The 15035-nt window shown below is 62.6% G+C and carries 18 protein-coding genes; 13 read left to right on the forward strand and 5 right to left on the reverse strand.

What is annotated here, in order from left to right; translation table 11 throughout:
* Positions 1–49 precede the first annotated feature (49 nt).
* Positions 50–1018 (forward strand): DnaJ C-terminal domain-containing protein, encoded by a 969-nt coding sequence (locus ABIE28_RS12425; RefSeq protein WP_354063362.1) that lies wholly within the window; start codon positions 50–52, stop codon positions 1016–1018.
* A gap of 148 nt (positions 1019–1166) precedes the next feature.
* Here ABIE28_RS12425 and ABIE28_RS12430 read toward each other — a convergent pair whose 3' ends face one another.
* The gene (locus tag ABIE28_RS12430; protein WP_354063364.1) at positions 1167–2099 is read right to left on the reverse strand and encodes an L-threonylcarbamoyladenylate synthase; all 933 of its coding nucleotides are present in this window, start codon (positions 2097–2099) and stop codon (positions 1167–1169) included.
* 104 nt (positions 2100–2203) lie between these two features.
* Between ABIE28_RS12430 and ABIE28_RS12435 the strand changes: the two genes are divergently transcribed.
* From ABIE28_RS12435 to ABIE28_RS12450, 4 genes are all read left to right on the forward strand, one after another.
* Positions 2204–3151 (forward strand): histone deacetylase family protein, encoded by a 948-nt coding sequence (locus ABIE28_RS12435; protein ID WP_354063366.1) that lies wholly within the window; start codon positions 2204–2206, stop codon positions 3149–3151.
* 10 nt (positions 3152–3161) lie between these two features.
* Positions 3162–3404 carry an exodeoxyribonuclease VII small subunit gene (locus ABIE28_RS12440; RefSeq protein WP_316359246.1) on the forward strand — a complete coding sequence of 81 codons (243 nt, stop codon included), beginning with the start codon at positions 3162–3164 and terminating at the stop codon, positions 3402–3404.
* Between the two features lie 143 nt (positions 3405–3547).
* Complete coding sequence (locus ABIE28_RS12445; RefSeq protein WP_354063368.1) at positions 3548–4150, forward strand: SCO family protein; 603 nt, start codon at positions 3548–3550, stop codon at positions 4148–4150.
* Entirely contained in the window at positions 4147–4881 is a 735-nt protein-coding gene (locus ABIE28_RS12450; protein WP_354063369.1) for a TlyA family RNA methyltransferase, read from the forward strand. Before ABIE28_RS12445 ends, ABIE28_RS12450 begins: the two co-directional genes overlap by 4 nt.
* Before the next feature lie 138 nt (positions 4882–5019).
* On the opposite strand, the gene aroC is transcribed toward ABIE28_RS12450, so the two are convergent.
* The 3 genes from aroC to ABIE28_RS12465 form a co-directional block, all read right to left on the reverse strand.
* Positions 5020–6135, reverse strand: a complete 1116-nt coding sequence (gene aroC / locus ABIE28_RS12455; protein WP_354063371.1) for a chorismate synthase — start codon at positions 6133–6135, stop codon at positions 5020–5022.
* A gap of 255 nt (positions 6136–6390) precedes the next feature.
* Positions 6391–7002, reverse strand: a complete 612-nt coding sequence (locus ABIE28_RS12460) for a histidine phosphatase family protein (protein ID WP_354063373.1) — start codon at positions 7000–7002, stop codon at positions 6391–6393.
* Between the two features lie 45 nt (positions 7003–7047).
* The gene (locus ABIE28_RS12465; protein WP_354063375.1) at positions 7048–7857 is read right to left on the reverse strand and encodes an enoyl-ACP reductase FabI; all 810 of its coding nucleotides are present in this window, start codon (positions 7855–7857) and stop codon (positions 7048–7050) included.
* A gap of 102 nt (positions 7858–7959) precedes the next feature.
* Between ABIE28_RS12465 and ABIE28_RS12470 the strand changes: the two genes are divergently transcribed.
* Positions 7960–9375: an FAD-binding oxidoreductase gene (locus ABIE28_RS12470; RefSeq protein WP_354063376.1), complete on the forward strand. Its 1416-nt coding sequence runs from the start codon at positions 7960–7962 to the stop codon at positions 9373–9375.
* 202 nt (positions 9376–9577) lie between these two features.
* Positions 9578–10135, forward strand: a complete 558-nt coding sequence (locus tag ABIE28_RS12475; protein WP_354063378.1) for a hemerythrin domain-containing protein — start codon at positions 9578–9580, stop codon at positions 10133–10135.
* 192 nt (positions 10136–10327) lie between these two features.
* Here ABIE28_RS12475 and ABIE28_RS12480 read toward each other — a convergent pair whose 3' ends face one another.
* Positions 10328–11059, reverse strand: coding sequence for an SOS response-associated peptidase (locus ABIE28_RS12480; RefSeq protein ID WP_354063380.1), 732 nt, complete (start codon positions 11057–11059; stop codon positions 10328–10330).
* Between the two features lie 67 nt (positions 11060–11126).
* On the opposite strand from ABIE28_RS12480, the gene ABIE28_RS12485 reads away from it, so the two are divergent.
* The 6 genes from ABIE28_RS12485 to ABIE28_RS12510 all read left to right on the forward strand — a co-directional run bounded on the left by ABIE28_RS12485 (position 11127) and on the right by ABIE28_RS12510 (position 15012).
* Positions 11127–11525 (forward strand): NUDIX hydrolase, encoded by a 399-nt coding sequence (locus ABIE28_RS12485; RefSeq protein WP_354063381.1) that lies wholly within the window; start codon positions 11127–11129, stop codon positions 11523–11525.
* A 127-nt stretch (positions 11526–11652) separates the two neighbouring features.
* Positions 11653–12018 carry a TIGR02301 family protein gene (locus ABIE28_RS12490; protein ID WP_354063383.1) on the forward strand — a complete coding sequence of 122 codons (366 nt, stop codon included), beginning with the start codon at positions 11653–11655 and terminating at the stop codon, positions 12016–12018.
* 114 nt (positions 12019–12132) lie between these two features.
* Positions 12133–12411: a hypothetical protein gene (locus ABIE28_RS12495; RefSeq protein WP_354063385.1), complete on the forward strand. Its 279-nt coding sequence runs from the start codon at positions 12133–12135 to the stop codon at positions 12409–12411.
* Positions 12412–12471: 60 nt separating this feature from the next.
* Entirely contained in the window at positions 12472–13026 is a 555-nt protein-coding gene (locus ABIE28_RS12500; RefSeq protein ID WP_354063387.1) for a hypothetical protein, read from the forward strand.
* 473 nt (positions 13027–13499) lie between these two features.
* Positions 13500–14330: a CAF17-like 4Fe-4S cluster assembly/insertion protein YgfZ gene (gene ygfZ, locus ABIE28_RS12505; RefSeq protein WP_354063389.1), complete on the forward strand. Its 831-nt coding sequence runs from the start codon at positions 13500–13502 to the stop codon at positions 14328–14330.
* A 79-nt stretch (positions 14331–14409) separates the two neighbouring features.
* Positions 14410–15012, forward strand: a complete 603-nt coding sequence (locus ABIE28_RS12510; protein ID WP_354066447.1) for an HD family hydrolase — start codon at positions 14410–14412, stop codon at positions 15010–15012.
* Positions 15013–15035 lie beyond the last annotated feature (23 nt).

Here is a 15035-nt window from a genome sequence, read left to right on the forward strand (position 1 = left end):
GGACTCGAACCTTGGGCGAAGCAACGCCCCACACCTTTGAACGGACAACATGCGCGATCCCTATACCGTGCTTGGGGTACCAAGATCGGCGAGCGAGAAGGACATCAAGTCCGCCTATCGCAAGCTGGCCAAGAAGTATCACCCCGATCAGAACCCGGAAGACCCCTCGGCACACTCAAAGTTTGCCGAGGCGACAAATGCCTATGACCTGCTGAACAATACCGACAAGCGCGGCCAGTTCGACCGTGGCGAAATCGATGCGGACGGCAATCCCAAGTTTGGTGGGTTCAATCCCGGTGGATTCGGCGGCGGTCAGCGCGGCGCGCGGCCTGGTGCCGGAGCTGGTGGCGCAGGCGGCTTTTCGGCCGAGGACATCCTCAAAGAATTCATGAGCGGCTTTGGCGGTCAGCCACGCGGTGGCGCAGGCGCCGGTCGTGGCCCGGCAGGCGGCGCGCAGTGGGACCCGTTTGCGGGTGGCGCAGCGGGCGGCGCAGGCGCTGGTCGCAGCATGAAGGGCGAGGACGTCGTCGTCACCGCCGCCGTGTCGCTCGAAGACGCTCACAAGGGCGGCTCTATCCCGGTGCGCATGCCGTCGGGCAAGGTGCTGTCGGTCAAGCTGCCTGAAAAGGTCGAAGAGGGTCAGCAGATCCGCCTCAAGGGTCAGGGTTCGCCCGGCTTCGGCGAGCCCGGCGATGCGCTGGTCACCGTTCGATTCGAAAAATCCAAGCAGTTCCGTCGCGACGGCGCCGATATCCGCACCGATGTGGCCATCACGCTTTATGAAGCGGTGCTGGGCGCCAAAGTGCGCGTGCCGACGCTCGATGGTTCGGTTGAACTCAACCTGCCGCCCGGCATCGACACCGGCAAGGCCCTCCGCCTCAAGGGCAAGGGGCTCTACAGCGACGGCGATCTGTACGTGAACATCAAGGTTGTCCTGCCACCCGGCGGCGACCCAGACCTCGAAGCCCTGGCCCGCTTCATGCGCGACCAGAAGCCGTACAAGGTTCGGGATAACTAAACCCAGCATACATAAAGCGCTGCCCTCGGAGTTGATCCGAGGACAGCGCAGAGTTTGTCTTCCACGTAGAGCAAATGTTGTCGCCCCAATAACCCTCATAGTGAGGTGCTTTGCCCCTCGCAAAGCCTTGAAACCCGAGGGCGTGGCACTACCCTCTTGGCGCTGCAGCCCGCTGCAGCCGATCATTGATTGCCTCGCCAAGCCCCGTCTCCGGGATCGGCGCCACGGCAATCGCCCCAACGCCCAAGCCATCAAGCTCATGCAGCATCGAAAACAAGTTCCGCGCCGCCTCGCGCAGGTCACCCGTCGCCGACAAATTCCGCAACGGCCCTGTAAACTCCGGCCCAGCGCCGAACCCAAGATACGCCTCGCCATCACGCGGTTCGGCATTCAGCCGCATCGACGCGTTCGGCGCATAGTGGCTGAGCAGCATGCCGGGCGCTGAAATCGCCGCGCCCTCCTCGACGCTTTCAACCGTCACCCCAATCGCCCGCTCGATTTCCTCGCGCGCCACCGCCCCTGCCCGCAACTGCACCAGCCGGTCGCCATCGACCCGCACGATGGTCGATTCCACCCCCGCATGGCATGGCCCGCCATCGAGCACCGGCACCGCTCCGCCAAAGCCGCGCCGCACCTGCTCCGCCGTCGTCGGCGATAGTTTCCCCGATGGATTGGCCGACGGCGCGGCCAGCGGCCGCCCGACCGCCGCGATCAGCTCCAGCGCCATCGAATGATCCGGAATACGGATCGCCACCGTATCGAGCCCCGCCGTCGCCACATCGGCCAGTCCATTGCCAGCGTTGGCCGGCAGCACCAGCGATAGCGAGCCAGGCCACAGCGCTGCCACCCGGCGCGCCAGCGGCGAAAATTCGACCAGCGTTTCGGCCATAGCCAGATCGGCGCAATGGATGATCAGCGGGTTAAAGCGCGGACGGCCCTTGGTTTCGTAGATCGACAGCACCGCATCGACATTGGTCGCGTCGGCCCCAAGCCCATAGACGGTTTCGGTCGGGAAGGCGCACAGCTTGCCCGCCCGCAGCAATGCTGCGGCTTCCGCTACGGATTTCGGTTCATTGGACATCTAGAGACCGCTTCTACACATGGCTGTTGTTTGACAACGCCACCGTGGCACGTCAAGACGAAGGCCCCATATAGACGCCACCTGTAGTCGGAGACATCCCCCGCGTGACAACGCTGCTCGTCAGCCAGCCGAATTTTGCCGACCATGTTACGCCGCAGGGTCACCCCGAGCGCGCCGACCGCATCCACGCGGTTGAGGAGGCTCTGTCTCGCTCGCGTTTTGATGGCCTATTGCGCCGTGACGCGGTCAGTGGCGACCTGCATCTGGCAGAACTGGTGCATGACGGCAAATATCTGGCCCGGCTGCGCGAGGCGCGCCCGGCCGAAGGCATTGGCCAGCTTGATGGCGACACGTTCATTTCCGCCAATTCCATGGCCGCTGCCGCTACCGGGCTTGGCGGGGCGCTGTCGGCGCTCGATTCCGTGCTGCTGGGCGAAGTCGATAACGCCTTTTGCGCCATTCGTCCGCCGGGCCACCATGCCGAAATTCACCGGCCAATGGGCTTTTGCCTGATCAATACTGCCGCCATCGTCGCCCGCGAAGCGCAGCGTAAATACGGCGCCGAACGTATCGCCATCGTCGATTTCGACGTGCATCACGGCAATGGCACGCAGGACATTTTCAAAGCGGACCCGACGGTGTTTTATGCCTCTAGCCATCAGATGCCGCTGTTTCCGGGTACTGGCGCACCGACCGAAACCGGCGTCGGCAACATCACCAATGTCCCACTCGATGCCAATAGCGACGGCGAAGCCATGCGCGACGCCTATCTCACGCGCATCATTCCGGCCCTGATCAACTTCTCGCCCGACCTGCTGATCATCTCGGCCGGCTTTGACGCCCATGAGCGCGACCCGCTGGCGCAACTGCGCTGGACCTCGTCGGACTATAGCTGGCTCACGGGAAAGTTGATGGATGCGGCCGACCGCACCTGTGGCAATCGCATTGTGTCGCTGCTCGAAGGTGGCTATGACCTCAAGGGCTTGGCCGGGGGCGTTTCGCACCACGTGGCCATGCTGATGGACGGCGCCGTCGGGCGTCTGGAAGACTAGGAATCTCGCTATGGCCGACAATGACGACATCAAGACCCTGAGCTTTGAGGCGGCCCTCGCGCAGCTCGAAGAAATCGTCGGCAAGCTGGAATCGGGCCGGGCCCCACTGGCCGAGTCCATCGCCATTTATGAGCGCGGCGAAGCGCTGAAAGCCCATTGCGAGACGCTGCTGCGCACCGCCGAAGCCCGCATCGAAAAGATCACGCTCAGTCGCGACGGCAAGCCAACCGGCACCGAACCGCTCGACGCGTGATTGTGCCCGCCCTCGTGGTTCGAGGGTCGCTTCGCTCCCACCTCACCATGAGGGCTAATTTCGCCTCCGTGGTTTAGTAGCCCTCATGGTGAGGTGCGAGTTCTTACGAGCCTCGAACCACGAGGGCGTGCCACAGAGGCAAAATGACCAAGAAATCCCTTCGCAATTTCCGTATCATCCTGTGGGCGCTGGTGGCCGTTGTCGCGCTGGGCGCGACGGCGCTTTATGTGATCCAGCCCCCGAGCCGTCCGCTGGGCGTGACGGGCCAGGAATTTGCGCTCAACTCCTCCCGTGGCGGCGCCTTCACGCAGGCTGACCTGCGCGGCACGCCGAGCCTTGTCTTCTTCGGCTTCACCTTCTGCCCCGACGTGTGCCCAACCACGCTGGCGGAAACCACCGCCCTGCGATCCGAACTGGGCCTCACCGACGATGATCTGCGCATCATCTTCGTCTCGGTCGACCCCGAGCGCGATACGCTCGACATGGTCAAAAGCTATGTCGAAGGCTTTGATCCCTCGATCATCGGCCTTGTCGGCAGCAGCCTCGAGCAGACCGAGAATGCCAAAAAAGCGTTCGGCGTGTTTTCCGAGAAGGTCGAGAGCGAGCCCGGCGACCCCTATTATCTGGTCAACCACACCGCGCTGACCTTCCTGATCAAGGCAGACGGCACCTTCCAGGGCACCATTTCCTACGAGGAATCGCACGACACCGCCCTCGCCAAGGTCAAACGCCTGGTTCAGGGATGAGCGAGCGTATCCGCCTCGATCTGGCGCTGGAACAGCGCGGCCTGCTCCCCAGCCGCGCCCGCGCACGTGACGCGATCCTGCGCGGCACCGTCACCATCAACGGGATCACCGCCGTCAAGCAGAACCAGATGGTCGGCCGCGACGACAAGCTTGCGCTGAGCGATCCCGCCGCCAATTACGTGTCCCGCGCCGCGCTCAAGCTGGTTGCCGGCCTTGATGCCGGCAGTATCGATCCGACGGGCAAGATTTGCCTCGATGTCGGCTCCTCCACCGGCGGCTTTACGCAGGTGCTGATGGAGCGCGGCGCCAAGCGCATCTACGCCGTCGATGTCGGTCATGACCAGTTGCACCAGCGCCTCAAGGGCAGCGACCGCGTCGTCAGCATGGAAGGCGTCAACGCCCGCGACCTGACGGCAGAAACGATCCCTGAACAGATCGATCTGCTGGTATCGGATGTGAGCTTTGTGTCGGTCATCAAGGTGCTCGCCGCACCGCTCGCGTTGTGCACCGCGACGGCTGAGGCGGTGATCCTCTTTAAGCCACAATTTGAAGTGGGCCGGCAGAATGTCGGCAAGGGCGGGATCGTGTCGAGCGAAGCCGCCATCGAGACCGCACTGGTCGAAGTCATCGCCTTCATGCAGGAGCAGGGCTTCACGCATCGCCACTCGGTGACATCGCCAATTGCCGGCGGTGATGGCAATGTCGAGACGGTGCTGGTGTTTGGGCGGTAAGCGTTGCCACGCCCTCGTGGTTCGAGGGTCGCTGCGCTCCCGCCTCACCATGAGGTCTACTCTTGGTGAGGTATTTCAGTAGCCCTCATGGTGAGGTGCGAGTTCTTCACGAGCCTCGAACCACTAGGGCGTGCAACCTCAGTTCCGTTCAAACCCCACAGCGCCATCGCGCCCGGTCTGCCCACGATGGCGTAGCGCGTGGTCGGCCAGCACCAGCGCCATCATCGCCTCGCCCACCGGCACCGCGCGAATACCAACACACGGGTCATGCCGACCCTTGGTGATGATGTCGGTATCCTGATTGCCCGTCGTCACGGTCTGGCGCGGGGTGATGATCGACGAGGTCGGCTTGACCGCAAAGCGGCACACCACCGGATCGCCGTTGGAAATGCCGCCCAGAATGCCGCCGGCATGGTTGGACAGGAAATAGGGCCTGTCGGCCCCTGCCCGCATTTCGTCAGCATTTTCGACACCGGTGAGGCTTGCCGCTTCGAAACCCGCGCCGATTTCCACCGCCTTGACGGCGTTGATGCTCATCATGGCCGAGGCCAGGTCGGCGCTCAGCTTGCCATAGATTGGCGCGCCCCAACCGGCTGGCACGCCCTCGGCGACGACTTCGATCACCGCGCCAACGGAATTACCGTCCTTGCGGATGCCATCGAGATAGTCCGCCCACAGTGCTGCCGCCACCGGATCGGCGCAGAAGAACGGGTTCTGGTCGACCTGGTCCCAGTCGAAATTTTTGTAGTCGATCTTGTGCGGCCCAACCTGCACGAGGCTGGCGCGAATGGTGATCCCGGCGAGCACCTGACGCGCCACGGCCCCTGCCGCTACACGCGCCGCAGTTTCGCGGGCCGAGGTCCGACCACCGCCGCGATAGTCGCGAATGCCGTATTTGTGGTCATAGGTATAGTCGGCGTGGCCCGGACGGTATTTGTCGCGGATTTCGGCATAGTCCTTGGAGCGCTGATCGGTGTTTTCGATCACCAGCGAAATCGGGGTGCCGGTCGTGCGCGGGCCGTCGGTGCGCTCGTCCTCGAACACGCCAGAGAGGATTTTGACCTCATCGGCCTCGCGGCGCTGGGTGGTGTATTTGGACTGGCCCGGCTTGCGGCGATCAAGGTCGCGCTGGATGATTTCGGGGGTCAGCACGAGGCCCGGAGGGCAGCCATCGACCACAACGCCCAGTGCGGGCCCGTGGCTCTCGCCCCAAGTGGTGAAGCGGAAAAGCTGTCCGAAGGTATTGAAAGACATGGCGCGGCCCCGTTGTTGAGGGCTTTCTAGGGAGCGCTGGCCGTCAGGTCAATCAGCCTATTGGCCTCAGGTCCTGCTCACCAAAGCTTCCCTACCCACAGGACTTCCCCACCCACCGGGGCTTCCCTCGCGCTTGACCCGAGGGCCACTCACCGCCGCACCGTGCTGGCAGAGGCCCTCGGATCAAGTCCGAGGGAAGCGATTGTGGGTTGGCAACATAGTGCATGGCCGGGCACTCACGCCCCCATCGCCCCACTAACCCCGCAGCAATTCCATATTGCCGGGCGTAAAATGCATGATGGCATCCTGGGGCGGCGCCCAGTTGATCACTTCCAGCACGGGCGCATGTTCGATCAGTACGCGCAGTGTGCGGGCGATGCCGCCATGGGCCACGACCACCGACGGTCCCTTGAGCACGCTGGCAAATTCGGCCAGACGCGCTTCGACGTCGCGGTAGTTTTCGCCATTTTCAGGGCGATAGTCCCAATAGTCTTCGGTGCGATCGCCCGGTGCGATGGCCATATTGGCCGGCAGCTGCTCGAACAGTTCGCCTTCCAGCACGCCGAAGGAAATCTCCATCAGCCGCACGTCATACTGCACGTCGGGCAGATGCGCATCGAACCCGGCGCGGACGCGATCCATCGTTTCGCGGGTGCGTCCGAGTGGCGAGGCGTGCCACTCGAAGCTGTTGGGATCAAGGCCGCGCGCCGCAAACAATGCGGCGAGCGTCTTGCCGTTCTGATTGGCCTGGCCACGCCCTTTGTCGTTGAGCGGAATGTCCTTGCGCCCCTGATAGCGGCGCTCGGCATTCCATGGCGTTTCACCATGCCGGATGAAGTAGATTTCCGGCCAGACCAGGGCTGTCATGTGCAATCCCGCGCCGCTATGCCGACGCGTCCTATAAAGAGAAGTCTATTCGCCGGCGGCTGGCTCTACATTGTCGAGCAGCTTCATGCCGACAACGTTGAAGCCTGCGTCAACGTAATGGATTTCGCCGGTCACACCACTGGCGAGATCGCTCAGCAGGTATGTTGCAGCGCCACCAACGTCGTCGATCGACACGTTCTTGCGCATGGCCGAATTGGCTTCCTGCCAGTGCAGCATGTCGCGCAGGCCGGAGATACCCGAAGCGGCAAGGGTCTTGATCGCGCCGGCCGAGATGGCGTTGACGCGGATTCCGGCCTTGCCCAGATCGACGGCGAGGTAGCGAACCGATGCTTCAAGCGCGGCCTTGGCAACGCCCATGACGTTGTAGTTCGGCACATATTTGACGGCGCCATAATAGGTCAGCGTCAACAGCGAGCCGCCTTCGCTCATCAGCGCTTCGGCGCGCTTGGCGACGGCGGTGAACGAATAGACCGAGATGTTCATGGTCAGCGCGAAGTTGTCCGCCGAGGTGTCGAGGTAGCGGCCTTCGAGCTCATCCTTGTTGGAGAAGCCGATGGCGTGCACGACGAAATCGAGCTTGCCCCACTTTTCCTTGATCTGGCGGAACGTCTCGTCCATTGCCGCGTCATCAGACACGTCGCATTCGACGAGGAAGTCCGAACCGAGTTCGGCAGCCAGCGGCTCGACGCGGCGTTTGAGCGCTTCGCCCTGATAGGAGAAACAGATCTCGGCGCCCTGCGCGTGCAATTGCTTGGCAATGCCCCATGCGATCGAGCGGTTGTTTGCGAGACCCATGATCAAGCCGCGCTTGCCTGCCATCAATCCAGTGGCCATTGTTTAATCCCTTGCTGGAGTCGTTGCGCCGGTTGTGGCACATGGCGACCCACGGGGGCAAGTTCGCCGCCCGGCTATCCCATGCCAAACCCCGGTTTTTCCATGTCCGTATCTGCAGCCGAGATCGTTACACAGTTGACCGAACTCATCGGGGCGGATGCCGTTATCGGCGATCCCGGGCGGATGACCACCTATCTCAGCGAACCGCGCAAACGCTTCCACACCGGCGCGGCGGCCATTGCCACCCCTGGATCGGTCCCCGAGGTGCAAGCTATCCTGCGCTGGGCAAACGAAAAAGGCGTCGGCATCATCCCGCAGGGCGGCAATACCGGGCTGGTCGGCGGCCAGGTTCCACTGCGCGGCGACGAAGTCATTCTCAGCACCGCCCGGCTCGACCGCATCCGCGCCATCGACCCGGCAGCGGGCGCGATGACCGCAGAATCAGGCGTCATTCTCGCCAATGCGCACGAGGCAGCCGAAGCCGAAGGGGTGATTCTGCCGCTCTGGCTGGCCTCCCAGGGGTCTGCCCGGATCGGCGGCGTGCTGTCGACCAATGCCGGTGGCGTCAATGTGCTGGCCTATGGCAATGCGCGCGACCTCACCATGGGCGTCGAAGCCGTTCTGGCCGATGGCCGCCTCTATCAGGGCCTCAATTCCCTCAAAAAAGACAATACCGGCTACGATCTCAAGAACCTTCTGGTCGGTGCCGAAGGCACGCTGGGCATCATCACCGCCGCCACGCTCAAGATTTTCCCCAAGCCCGAAGATTACGAAACCGCCATTGTCAGCCTCTCGAGCCTCGATGCCGCGCTGCGCCTCTTTGAATACCTCCGCGAGCGCGCCCGCCGCCGCTTGAGCGCCTTTGAAATCGTGCCGCAGCTTGGCCTCGAAATGCAGCTGCGTCAGGGCATGCTCGACCGTGACCCTACCCCCGGCCCCTCCCCGTGGTATGCGCTGATCGAAGTCTCCCGCCTCACCAAGGGCGCATCGGGCACTTTGATGACCGCCATCGAAGCGGCGTTTGCCGCAGGTCTGGTCGACAATGCGGTGTTTGCCGAATCGCTCAGCGACCGCACCCGGATGTGGGCGTTCCGCGAGCAGATGAGCGAAGTGCAATCGAAGGAAGGCGCTTCCATCAAGCACGACGTGTCGGTCCCCATCGACAATGTGCCCGAGCTGATCACCGAAGGCATCGCCGTTGCCGAAAAGCTCATCCCTGGCATCCGCGCCGTGCCGTTCGGCCATCTGGGCGACGGCAATATCCACTTCAACTTCAGCCAGCCTGTCGGCGCCGACCCCAAGACCTTCATGGCCGAATCCGACGAAAAACTGCACGAAGCCATCTACGACATCGTCCTGCGCCTCGGCGGCTCCGTCTCGGCCGAACACGGCATCGGGCAGCTCAAGGTCGATCTGCTGCGGCAGGTGAAGGACCCGGTCGCGCTGCAAATGATGCGCTCGATCAAACAGGCGCTGGACCCCAAGGGCATTTTGAACCCGGGCAAGGTTTTGGGGTGAGAGGCTGCGTCACGTCCTCGTGGTTCGAGGGTCGCTGCGCTCCCACCTCACCATGAGGACTTCTCTTTGTGAGGTGTTCAAGTAGCCCTCATGGTGAGGTGCGAGTTCTTCACGAGCCTCGAACCACGAGGGCGTGCCCCAACGCACAGTCACCTATTTGTGCCGTCTTGCACCGCTTTGCCCACGGGCCCATCTACCCGTCATGCTGCTCAACATCCAATTCCTCGACGACGCAACCCGTCCGCCGGTGCAAAAGCTTGATGGTCTGACTGAGGACCAGCGCGAGGCCGGCCATCATTTGCGGATAATCCACGATCACCTGCGCGCCAATATGGTCACGCTCGGCAAGATGATCGACCGCGCCAATGCGGGCACCGTCACCCGCAGCGAGATTGCCGAAGAAACCAGCGCGCTTGCCATGGTCGCCAACTATCGGCGCTTCGGAAATCTCTGCGGCCAGCACTGCCAGATCGTCAATACGCACCACTCCATTGAGGACCATCACCTGTTCCCCGTGCTCGGCCGCCAAAGCCCCGGTTTCAAGGCCATCGCCGACCGGCTAACGGCCGAACATGTCGTGGTGCACGAATTGCTGGAACGGCTGGTCGACGCACTAAACGCATTGGCCAATGAACCATCACAATCCCGCTTCGACGACGCCAAAACCGTCTATCACGCCCTCGAACGCGTCCTGCTCTCCCACCTCGGCTGGGAAGAAGAAGCCATGGGCGATGCGCTCGGGTATTTCGGGATCATGTAGGCCGACCTTGCAGTCGACACCCTCCCCCTTGAGGGGAGGGATCAAGGGAGGGGGTGAGTCACAACCACCGCACTCTTGGATAGATACCCCCACCCTACTCGATCACGGACTTAGTTGAAGCTAAGTCCTATCTCGCTTCCCTCCCCTCAAGGGGGAGGGTGGACGACTGAAAAACCTCTGCAAGATAGTCTATCAAAACAAATCCAGCTGCCCGCCACCACCCGCCACCTTCTTCACCCTTGGCTGCGGCTTGGCGATTTCCGCCCGCTCGATCAGTCCCGGATCATCATCCCGCGCTGAGTTCACCCGCGTCGATACCGGATGAAACTTCAGCACCCCATCAGCCAGCGGCAGCGCCAACTGCCCGGCCTCGGCCGCCCGCACGTCGCGCACATTGAGCCAGTCATCGACCGCCGCGCCTTCCAGAATCACCGGCATCCGGTCGTGGATTTCCGACAGCTGTGGATTGGCCGGCACGGTGATGGTCGCGACGCTGTCGATCTCTTCCCCGTTCGGTCCCATCCACGTCGCGTAAAGCCCCGCCAGCGCCATCGGGCGGTCGTCGCTCATGGTGATGTAATAGGGCTGTTTGGATTTATCGGGATTGGTGTGCCACTCGTAATAGCCGCTGGCCGGGATGATGCAGCGGCCGTGCTTGAGCGTGTCTCGAAAGGCCGGCTTTTCGGCCATGGTTTCGGCGCGGGCATTGATCAGCAGTGGAAATTCGCGCGGGTCCTTGACCCAGCCGGGCACCAGACCCCAGCGCGCAAAGTGCCCCTCGCGCCGCCCCTGCGCCTCCCAGATGGCCGCAACAGGCTGCGTCGGCGCGATATTGTAGCGCGGCACAATGTCGATGCTCTTGAGCAGCTTGAACAGCTCAACCATCATTTCTGGCGGCAGCGTGGAGGCGTAGCGTCCGCACATGATCCAATCTCCTCGATTAACGAAGTAGAGGTAATCTCTGCGCATACGAATCGCAAATGAGCCAGAAGTGACCGATCTCCCGAACGCCGCCAGTGTCGCAATCGTCCGCGAGGGCAAGGTGCTGCTGATCAAGCGCGCCTATGCCCCGTACCAGAATTTGTGGACCCTGCCGGGCGGTCGACTGGAGCCGGGCGAGACCATCGAACAATGCGCCATCCGCGAAATTTCCGAGGAGGTCGGCCTCACCATTCGCAATCCGCGCCTCGTGATGGAGCAGGAACTGGGCCGCGAAGGCACCTATCGTCTGGCCGTGTTCGTCACGCGTGATTTCTCGGGCCAGCTTCGCGCCTCCGATGAGGTTGCAGACCACAAATGGATGGACCCGACGGCGCTGATCGCGCTGCGCACCACCAGCCGCCTCGATGACGTGCTCGCGAGGGCCTTCGCCGTTCTGGCGCAAAACTGATATGGAAAAACAGAACCCTCAATGGCCGTCATTGCCCGGCTCGTCCGGGCAATCCATCTTCTGCCATCGCGCAGTGTGGATCGCCGGGCCAAGCCCGGCGATGACCAAGGAACGGTGAGACCTCAGCGTGCGAAAACTAATCACTGCCATCGCCGCTCTGCTCGCTTTGTCCACGGTGCCGAGCCTGGCCATCGACCCGCCCTATCAGCGGCAGATGGAGCGGCTGGCCGAGATCATGGGCAGCCTTTATTTCCTGCAGCCGCTCTGTCAGGCCGGTACGCAGGACTGGCGCGAGCAGATGTCGGAACTGATCGATCTCGACGAGCCCGATGAGGATCGTCGCCAGCGGCTGGCCGGGGCATTTAACGTCGGCTACACCGCCTATTCGCGCTTCCACCGCGCCTGCACGCCCGCCGCTCGCGAGGCTTTGGGGCGGCTTCTGGTCGAAGCCGAGCGCAATGCGCGCGACATCCATACGCGGTTTGCCGAATAGCGGCGTTAACGGATGCAGGGTAGGTATCCGCCTCCTTACAATCGCGCACTTCCCGTTAACCTTCGGGTTACTTCCTGCGCGCCTCCCCTGTTTCTCCGTGCTAACCCCAGCGTCATGACAACGACCAAAACCATGTTTGCGCCCGCGTCCGGGCATACTGTTTTTGACCGCGACCAGGGGGAGCGCCAGCTTGCCCTTGAGTATCTGGCCGAGGCCTGGAACGAGGCCGAAGATGACGGCGTGCAGAGCGCCGCTCTGGCCCATGCCTCGCTGTTTGCGGCGCTGGCCACCTTTGTCAAAATGCATGGCGACGATGCCACCGCCGAGTTGATGGCGCTGCTGCCCGACCGCATCCGGTCCGGCGAATACAACCTCGATCGCATCCTGCAGTAGCCCTGCCTTATTGAGCGCAAACACGCCGCTATAGTCGAAGTCCTTGAGGGAGATTCGACTATGCGCATGATCACAACAGCACTCGTCGCTCTATTGCTGTCCGGCCCGGCTTTGGCACAGGAAGCAGTCAGCACCAATCCCTATGACGATATGGTGGTGAGCGACGACCTTTCGGCGCTGCCCGAAGCTGTGCGCGCCATGCGCCAGCAGCTAATCGATGCCACCAAATCAGGCGATATCGAAAGCCTTCAGGCCATCATCGACGCCCAGGACACTCCGCCCACTGTCAGCTTCGGCCTGCCCGATGACCCGGTCGCCTATCTCAAGGAACAGTCCGCCGATCCAGAAGGCCGCCAGATCCTTGCCGTGCTGCGCAATGTGCTCGAAGCGCCCTATGCCAAGATCGACGCCTCCAGCGAAACGCCCAGCTATGTCTGGCCCTATCTCGCCGTGGTCCCCGATATTTCAAACCTGACACCCGCCCAAACCGTCGACGCCTATCGCCTCGTCAGCGACGAAGACCTCAAAGGCATGACCGAATTTGGCGGCTGGTTCGCCTGGCGCGTCTTCATCGGCACCGACGGCGAATGGCAAATGTTCGTCTCGGGCGACTGAGGGAGAATGCAGATGCCAAGCAACTGAACCAGTTGCTTCGACCTATCAGTCGATACCCTCCCCCTTGCGGGGAGGGATCAAGGGTGGGGGTGATGCTTCCGCCAACGCGCATGGGGGAGATACCCCCTTCCTGCTCGATCACAGAGTTAGCTGAAGCTAACGCCTATCTCGCTTCCCTCCCCGCAAGGGGGAGGGTGTCGACTGCGACGCCAGTGCATTTTAGACACGTGGCCGCAATCAGACGTTAGAGCACACCACCTTCACCTCGCCCCTCAGGGGAGAGGTCGCCCCGCAGGGGCGGGTGAGGGGTGCGATTCATCCGCGCCACTCATTTCCCAGCAGGCCACCATGCCGCCACCCCGCACACCGCACCATTCTTGAAAATCGCCTCTGACTGCGCCATGTCTGGGGTCCCACCCGCCAATACAATTTTGGCCGATTGAGCGGACCGTTTGTCCGGGAAGCAAGAGACCATGACCATCCACCTGCGCGCCGACCGTGCCGTGTTCCGTTTTTCCGGCCCAGAGGCGCACAAGCTGCTCAACGATGTCGTCACCGGCAAAATCCCGGACAGTGACACCGGCACGGCCGCATGGTGGGCGCTGCTGTCGCCACAGGGCAAAATCCTCGCCGAAGGGCTCGCGGGTTGGACTGACAACGCAATCTGGCTCGATGTGCATCAGTCCGTGGCAGACGATTTCTTCAAGCGCATGAAAATGTACCGGTTGCGCGCCCAGGTCGTGATCGACGATCTGCGCGAAAGCCACCGCGTCGGTTTCTCCGATGCCGCCGCGCCAGACCTGATCAGCCATGCCGACCGGCTTGGCCCCGTCGTCATCGGCTATCGGATCATCGCCCCGGTTGACGCCACCGCCGCTTGGGTTGCTGACGACACCGCCTACCGCGCCGCGCGCATTGCCGGCGGTCTGCTCGAACAGGGTGCCGACTTCCCGGCCAACGACACATTCGCCCACGATATCGGTCTCGATATTCTCGAAGGCATCGACTTCGTCAAAGGCTGCTATGTCGGGCAGGAGGTGGTCAGCCGCATGAAGCATCGCGGCACCGCGCGCCGCCGTCCGGTGCTGGTAAGTGGCATCGATGCGCCAGCCGGCACGCCAGTTATCAGCGGCACCCGCGAAGCTGGTAGCATCGGGCAGGTCGTTGATGGCAACGCCGTCGCCATTGTGCGGCTCGACCGCATCACCGATCTCGGCGCCGTCACGGTCGATGGCAAGCCAGTGACACTCACCCTCCCCTCCTGGGCCACATATTCGTTCGGCGACACCGCGCCGGAGGACTGATCGCGCGTAACGCGTCTGTCGAATCGAGCGGCGATTGGTTACTCTCGATGCTAACAGTCTGTTAGCATTTTGGGGCATGATGGCACGTACGAGTGCACGCGCGTGGCAACGTATGTTGTCGGGGCGCCGACTAGATATTCTCGATCCTTCGCCAATGGATGTCGAACTCTCCGACATCGCGCATGGCCTTGCCCGCGTCGCTCGCTGGAATGGCCAGACTGAGGGGGATTACCCGTTTTCAGTGGCGCAGCATTCGGTGCTGGTGCTCGAACTGTTTCGCGCCCACGAGCCCGACAGCGACGCCATCAGCCAGGCCCAGGCCCTGCTGCATGACGCGCCCGAATATGTGATGGGCGACATCATATCCCCGTTCAAGGCGGCAATGGGCGGCAATTACAAAGACGTCGAAAACCGCCTGCTCTCGGCAATTTTCCTGCGCTTCTCGCTGCCCGCCAACATGACCATCGCCTTGGCAAAGCAAATCAAAAAGGCAGACCGGGAAGCCGCGTTCTTCGAGGCGGTGCACTTGGCAGGCTTTGAGGATGGCGAGGCACGCAAGCTGTTTGGCGAGCCGAGCCTTCCCGCCTTTGACGTCGATGCCTTCGACCGTCTGATCCGCCCTTGGCCGACCCGCGAAGCGCATGACCGGTTCATCGCCGCATTCGAGTCGCTGTCGGTCTGAGCCGCCGGGGGATTAACCTTAAT

It is taken from the genome of Devosia sp. 2618 (assembly GCF_040546815.1).
GTDB lineage: Bacteria > Pseudomonadota > Alphaproteobacteria > Rhizobiales > Devosiaceae > Devosia.

What these genes read in the sequence shown, in the direction of transcription:
- ABIE28_RS12465 (WP_354063375.1), bottom strand. Translation starts at nt 7,857, where the DNA reads ATGGCCACTGGATTGATGGCAGGCAAGCGCGGCTTGATCATGGGTCTC.
- ABIE28_RS12470 (WP_354063376.1), top strand. Translation starts at nt 7,960, where the DNA reads ATGTCCGTATCTGCAGCCGAGATCGTTACACAGTTGACCGAACTCATC.
- ABIE28_RS12510 (WP_354066447.1), top strand. Translation starts at nt 14,410, where the DNA reads ATGGCACGTACGAGTGCACGCGCGTGGCAACGTATGTTGTCGGGGCGC.
- ABIE28_RS12480 (WP_354063380.1), bottom strand. Translation starts at nt 11,059, where the DNA reads ATGTGCGGACGCTACGCCTCCACGCTGCCGCCAGAAATGATGGTTGAG.
- aroC (WP_354063371.1), bottom strand. Translation starts at nt 6,135, where the DNA reads ATGTCTTTCAATACCTTCGGACAGCTTTTCCGCTTCACCACTTGGGGC.
- ygfZ (WP_354063389.1), top strand. Translation starts at nt 13,500, where the DNA reads ATGACCATCCACCTGCGCGCCGACCGTGCCGTGTTCCGTTTTTCCGGC.
- ABIE28_RS12425 (WP_354063362.1), top strand. Translation starts at nt 50, where the DNA reads ATGCGCGATCCCTATACCGTGCTTGGGGTACCAAGATCGGCGAGCGAG.
- ABIE28_RS12460 (WP_354063373.1), bottom strand. Translation starts at nt 7,002, where the DNA reads ATGACAGCCCTGGTCTGGCCGGAAATCTACTTCATCCGGCATGGTGAA.
- ABIE28_RS12500 (WP_354063387.1), top strand. Translation starts at nt 12,472, where the DNA reads ATGCGCATGATCACAACAGCACTCGTCGCTCTATTGCTGTCCGGCCCG.
- ABIE28_RS12450 (WP_354063369.1), top strand. Translation starts at nt 4,147, where the DNA reads ATGAGCGAGCGTATCCGCCTCGATCTGGCGCTGGAACAGCGCGGCCTG.
- ABIE28_RS12475 (WP_354063378.1), top strand. Translation starts at nt 9,578, where the DNA reads ATGCTGCTCAACATCCAATTCCTCGACGACGCAACCCGTCCGCCGGTG.
- ABIE28_RS12430 (WP_354063364.1), bottom strand. Translation starts at nt 2,099, where the DNA reads ATGTCCAATGAACCGAAATCCGTAGCGGAAGCCGCAGCATTGCTGCGG.
- ABIE28_RS12445 (WP_354063368.1), top strand. Translation starts at nt 3,548, where the DNA reads ATGACCAAGAAATCCCTTCGCAATTTCCGTATCATCCTGTGGGCGCTG.
- ABIE28_RS12440 (WP_316359246.1), top strand. Translation starts at nt 3,162, where the DNA reads ATGGCCGACAATGACGACATCAAGACCCTGAGCTTTGAGGCGGCCCTC.
- ABIE28_RS12495 (WP_354063385.1), top strand. Translation starts at nt 12,133, where the DNA reads ATGACAACGACCAAAACCATGTTTGCGCCCGCGTCCGGGCATACTGTT.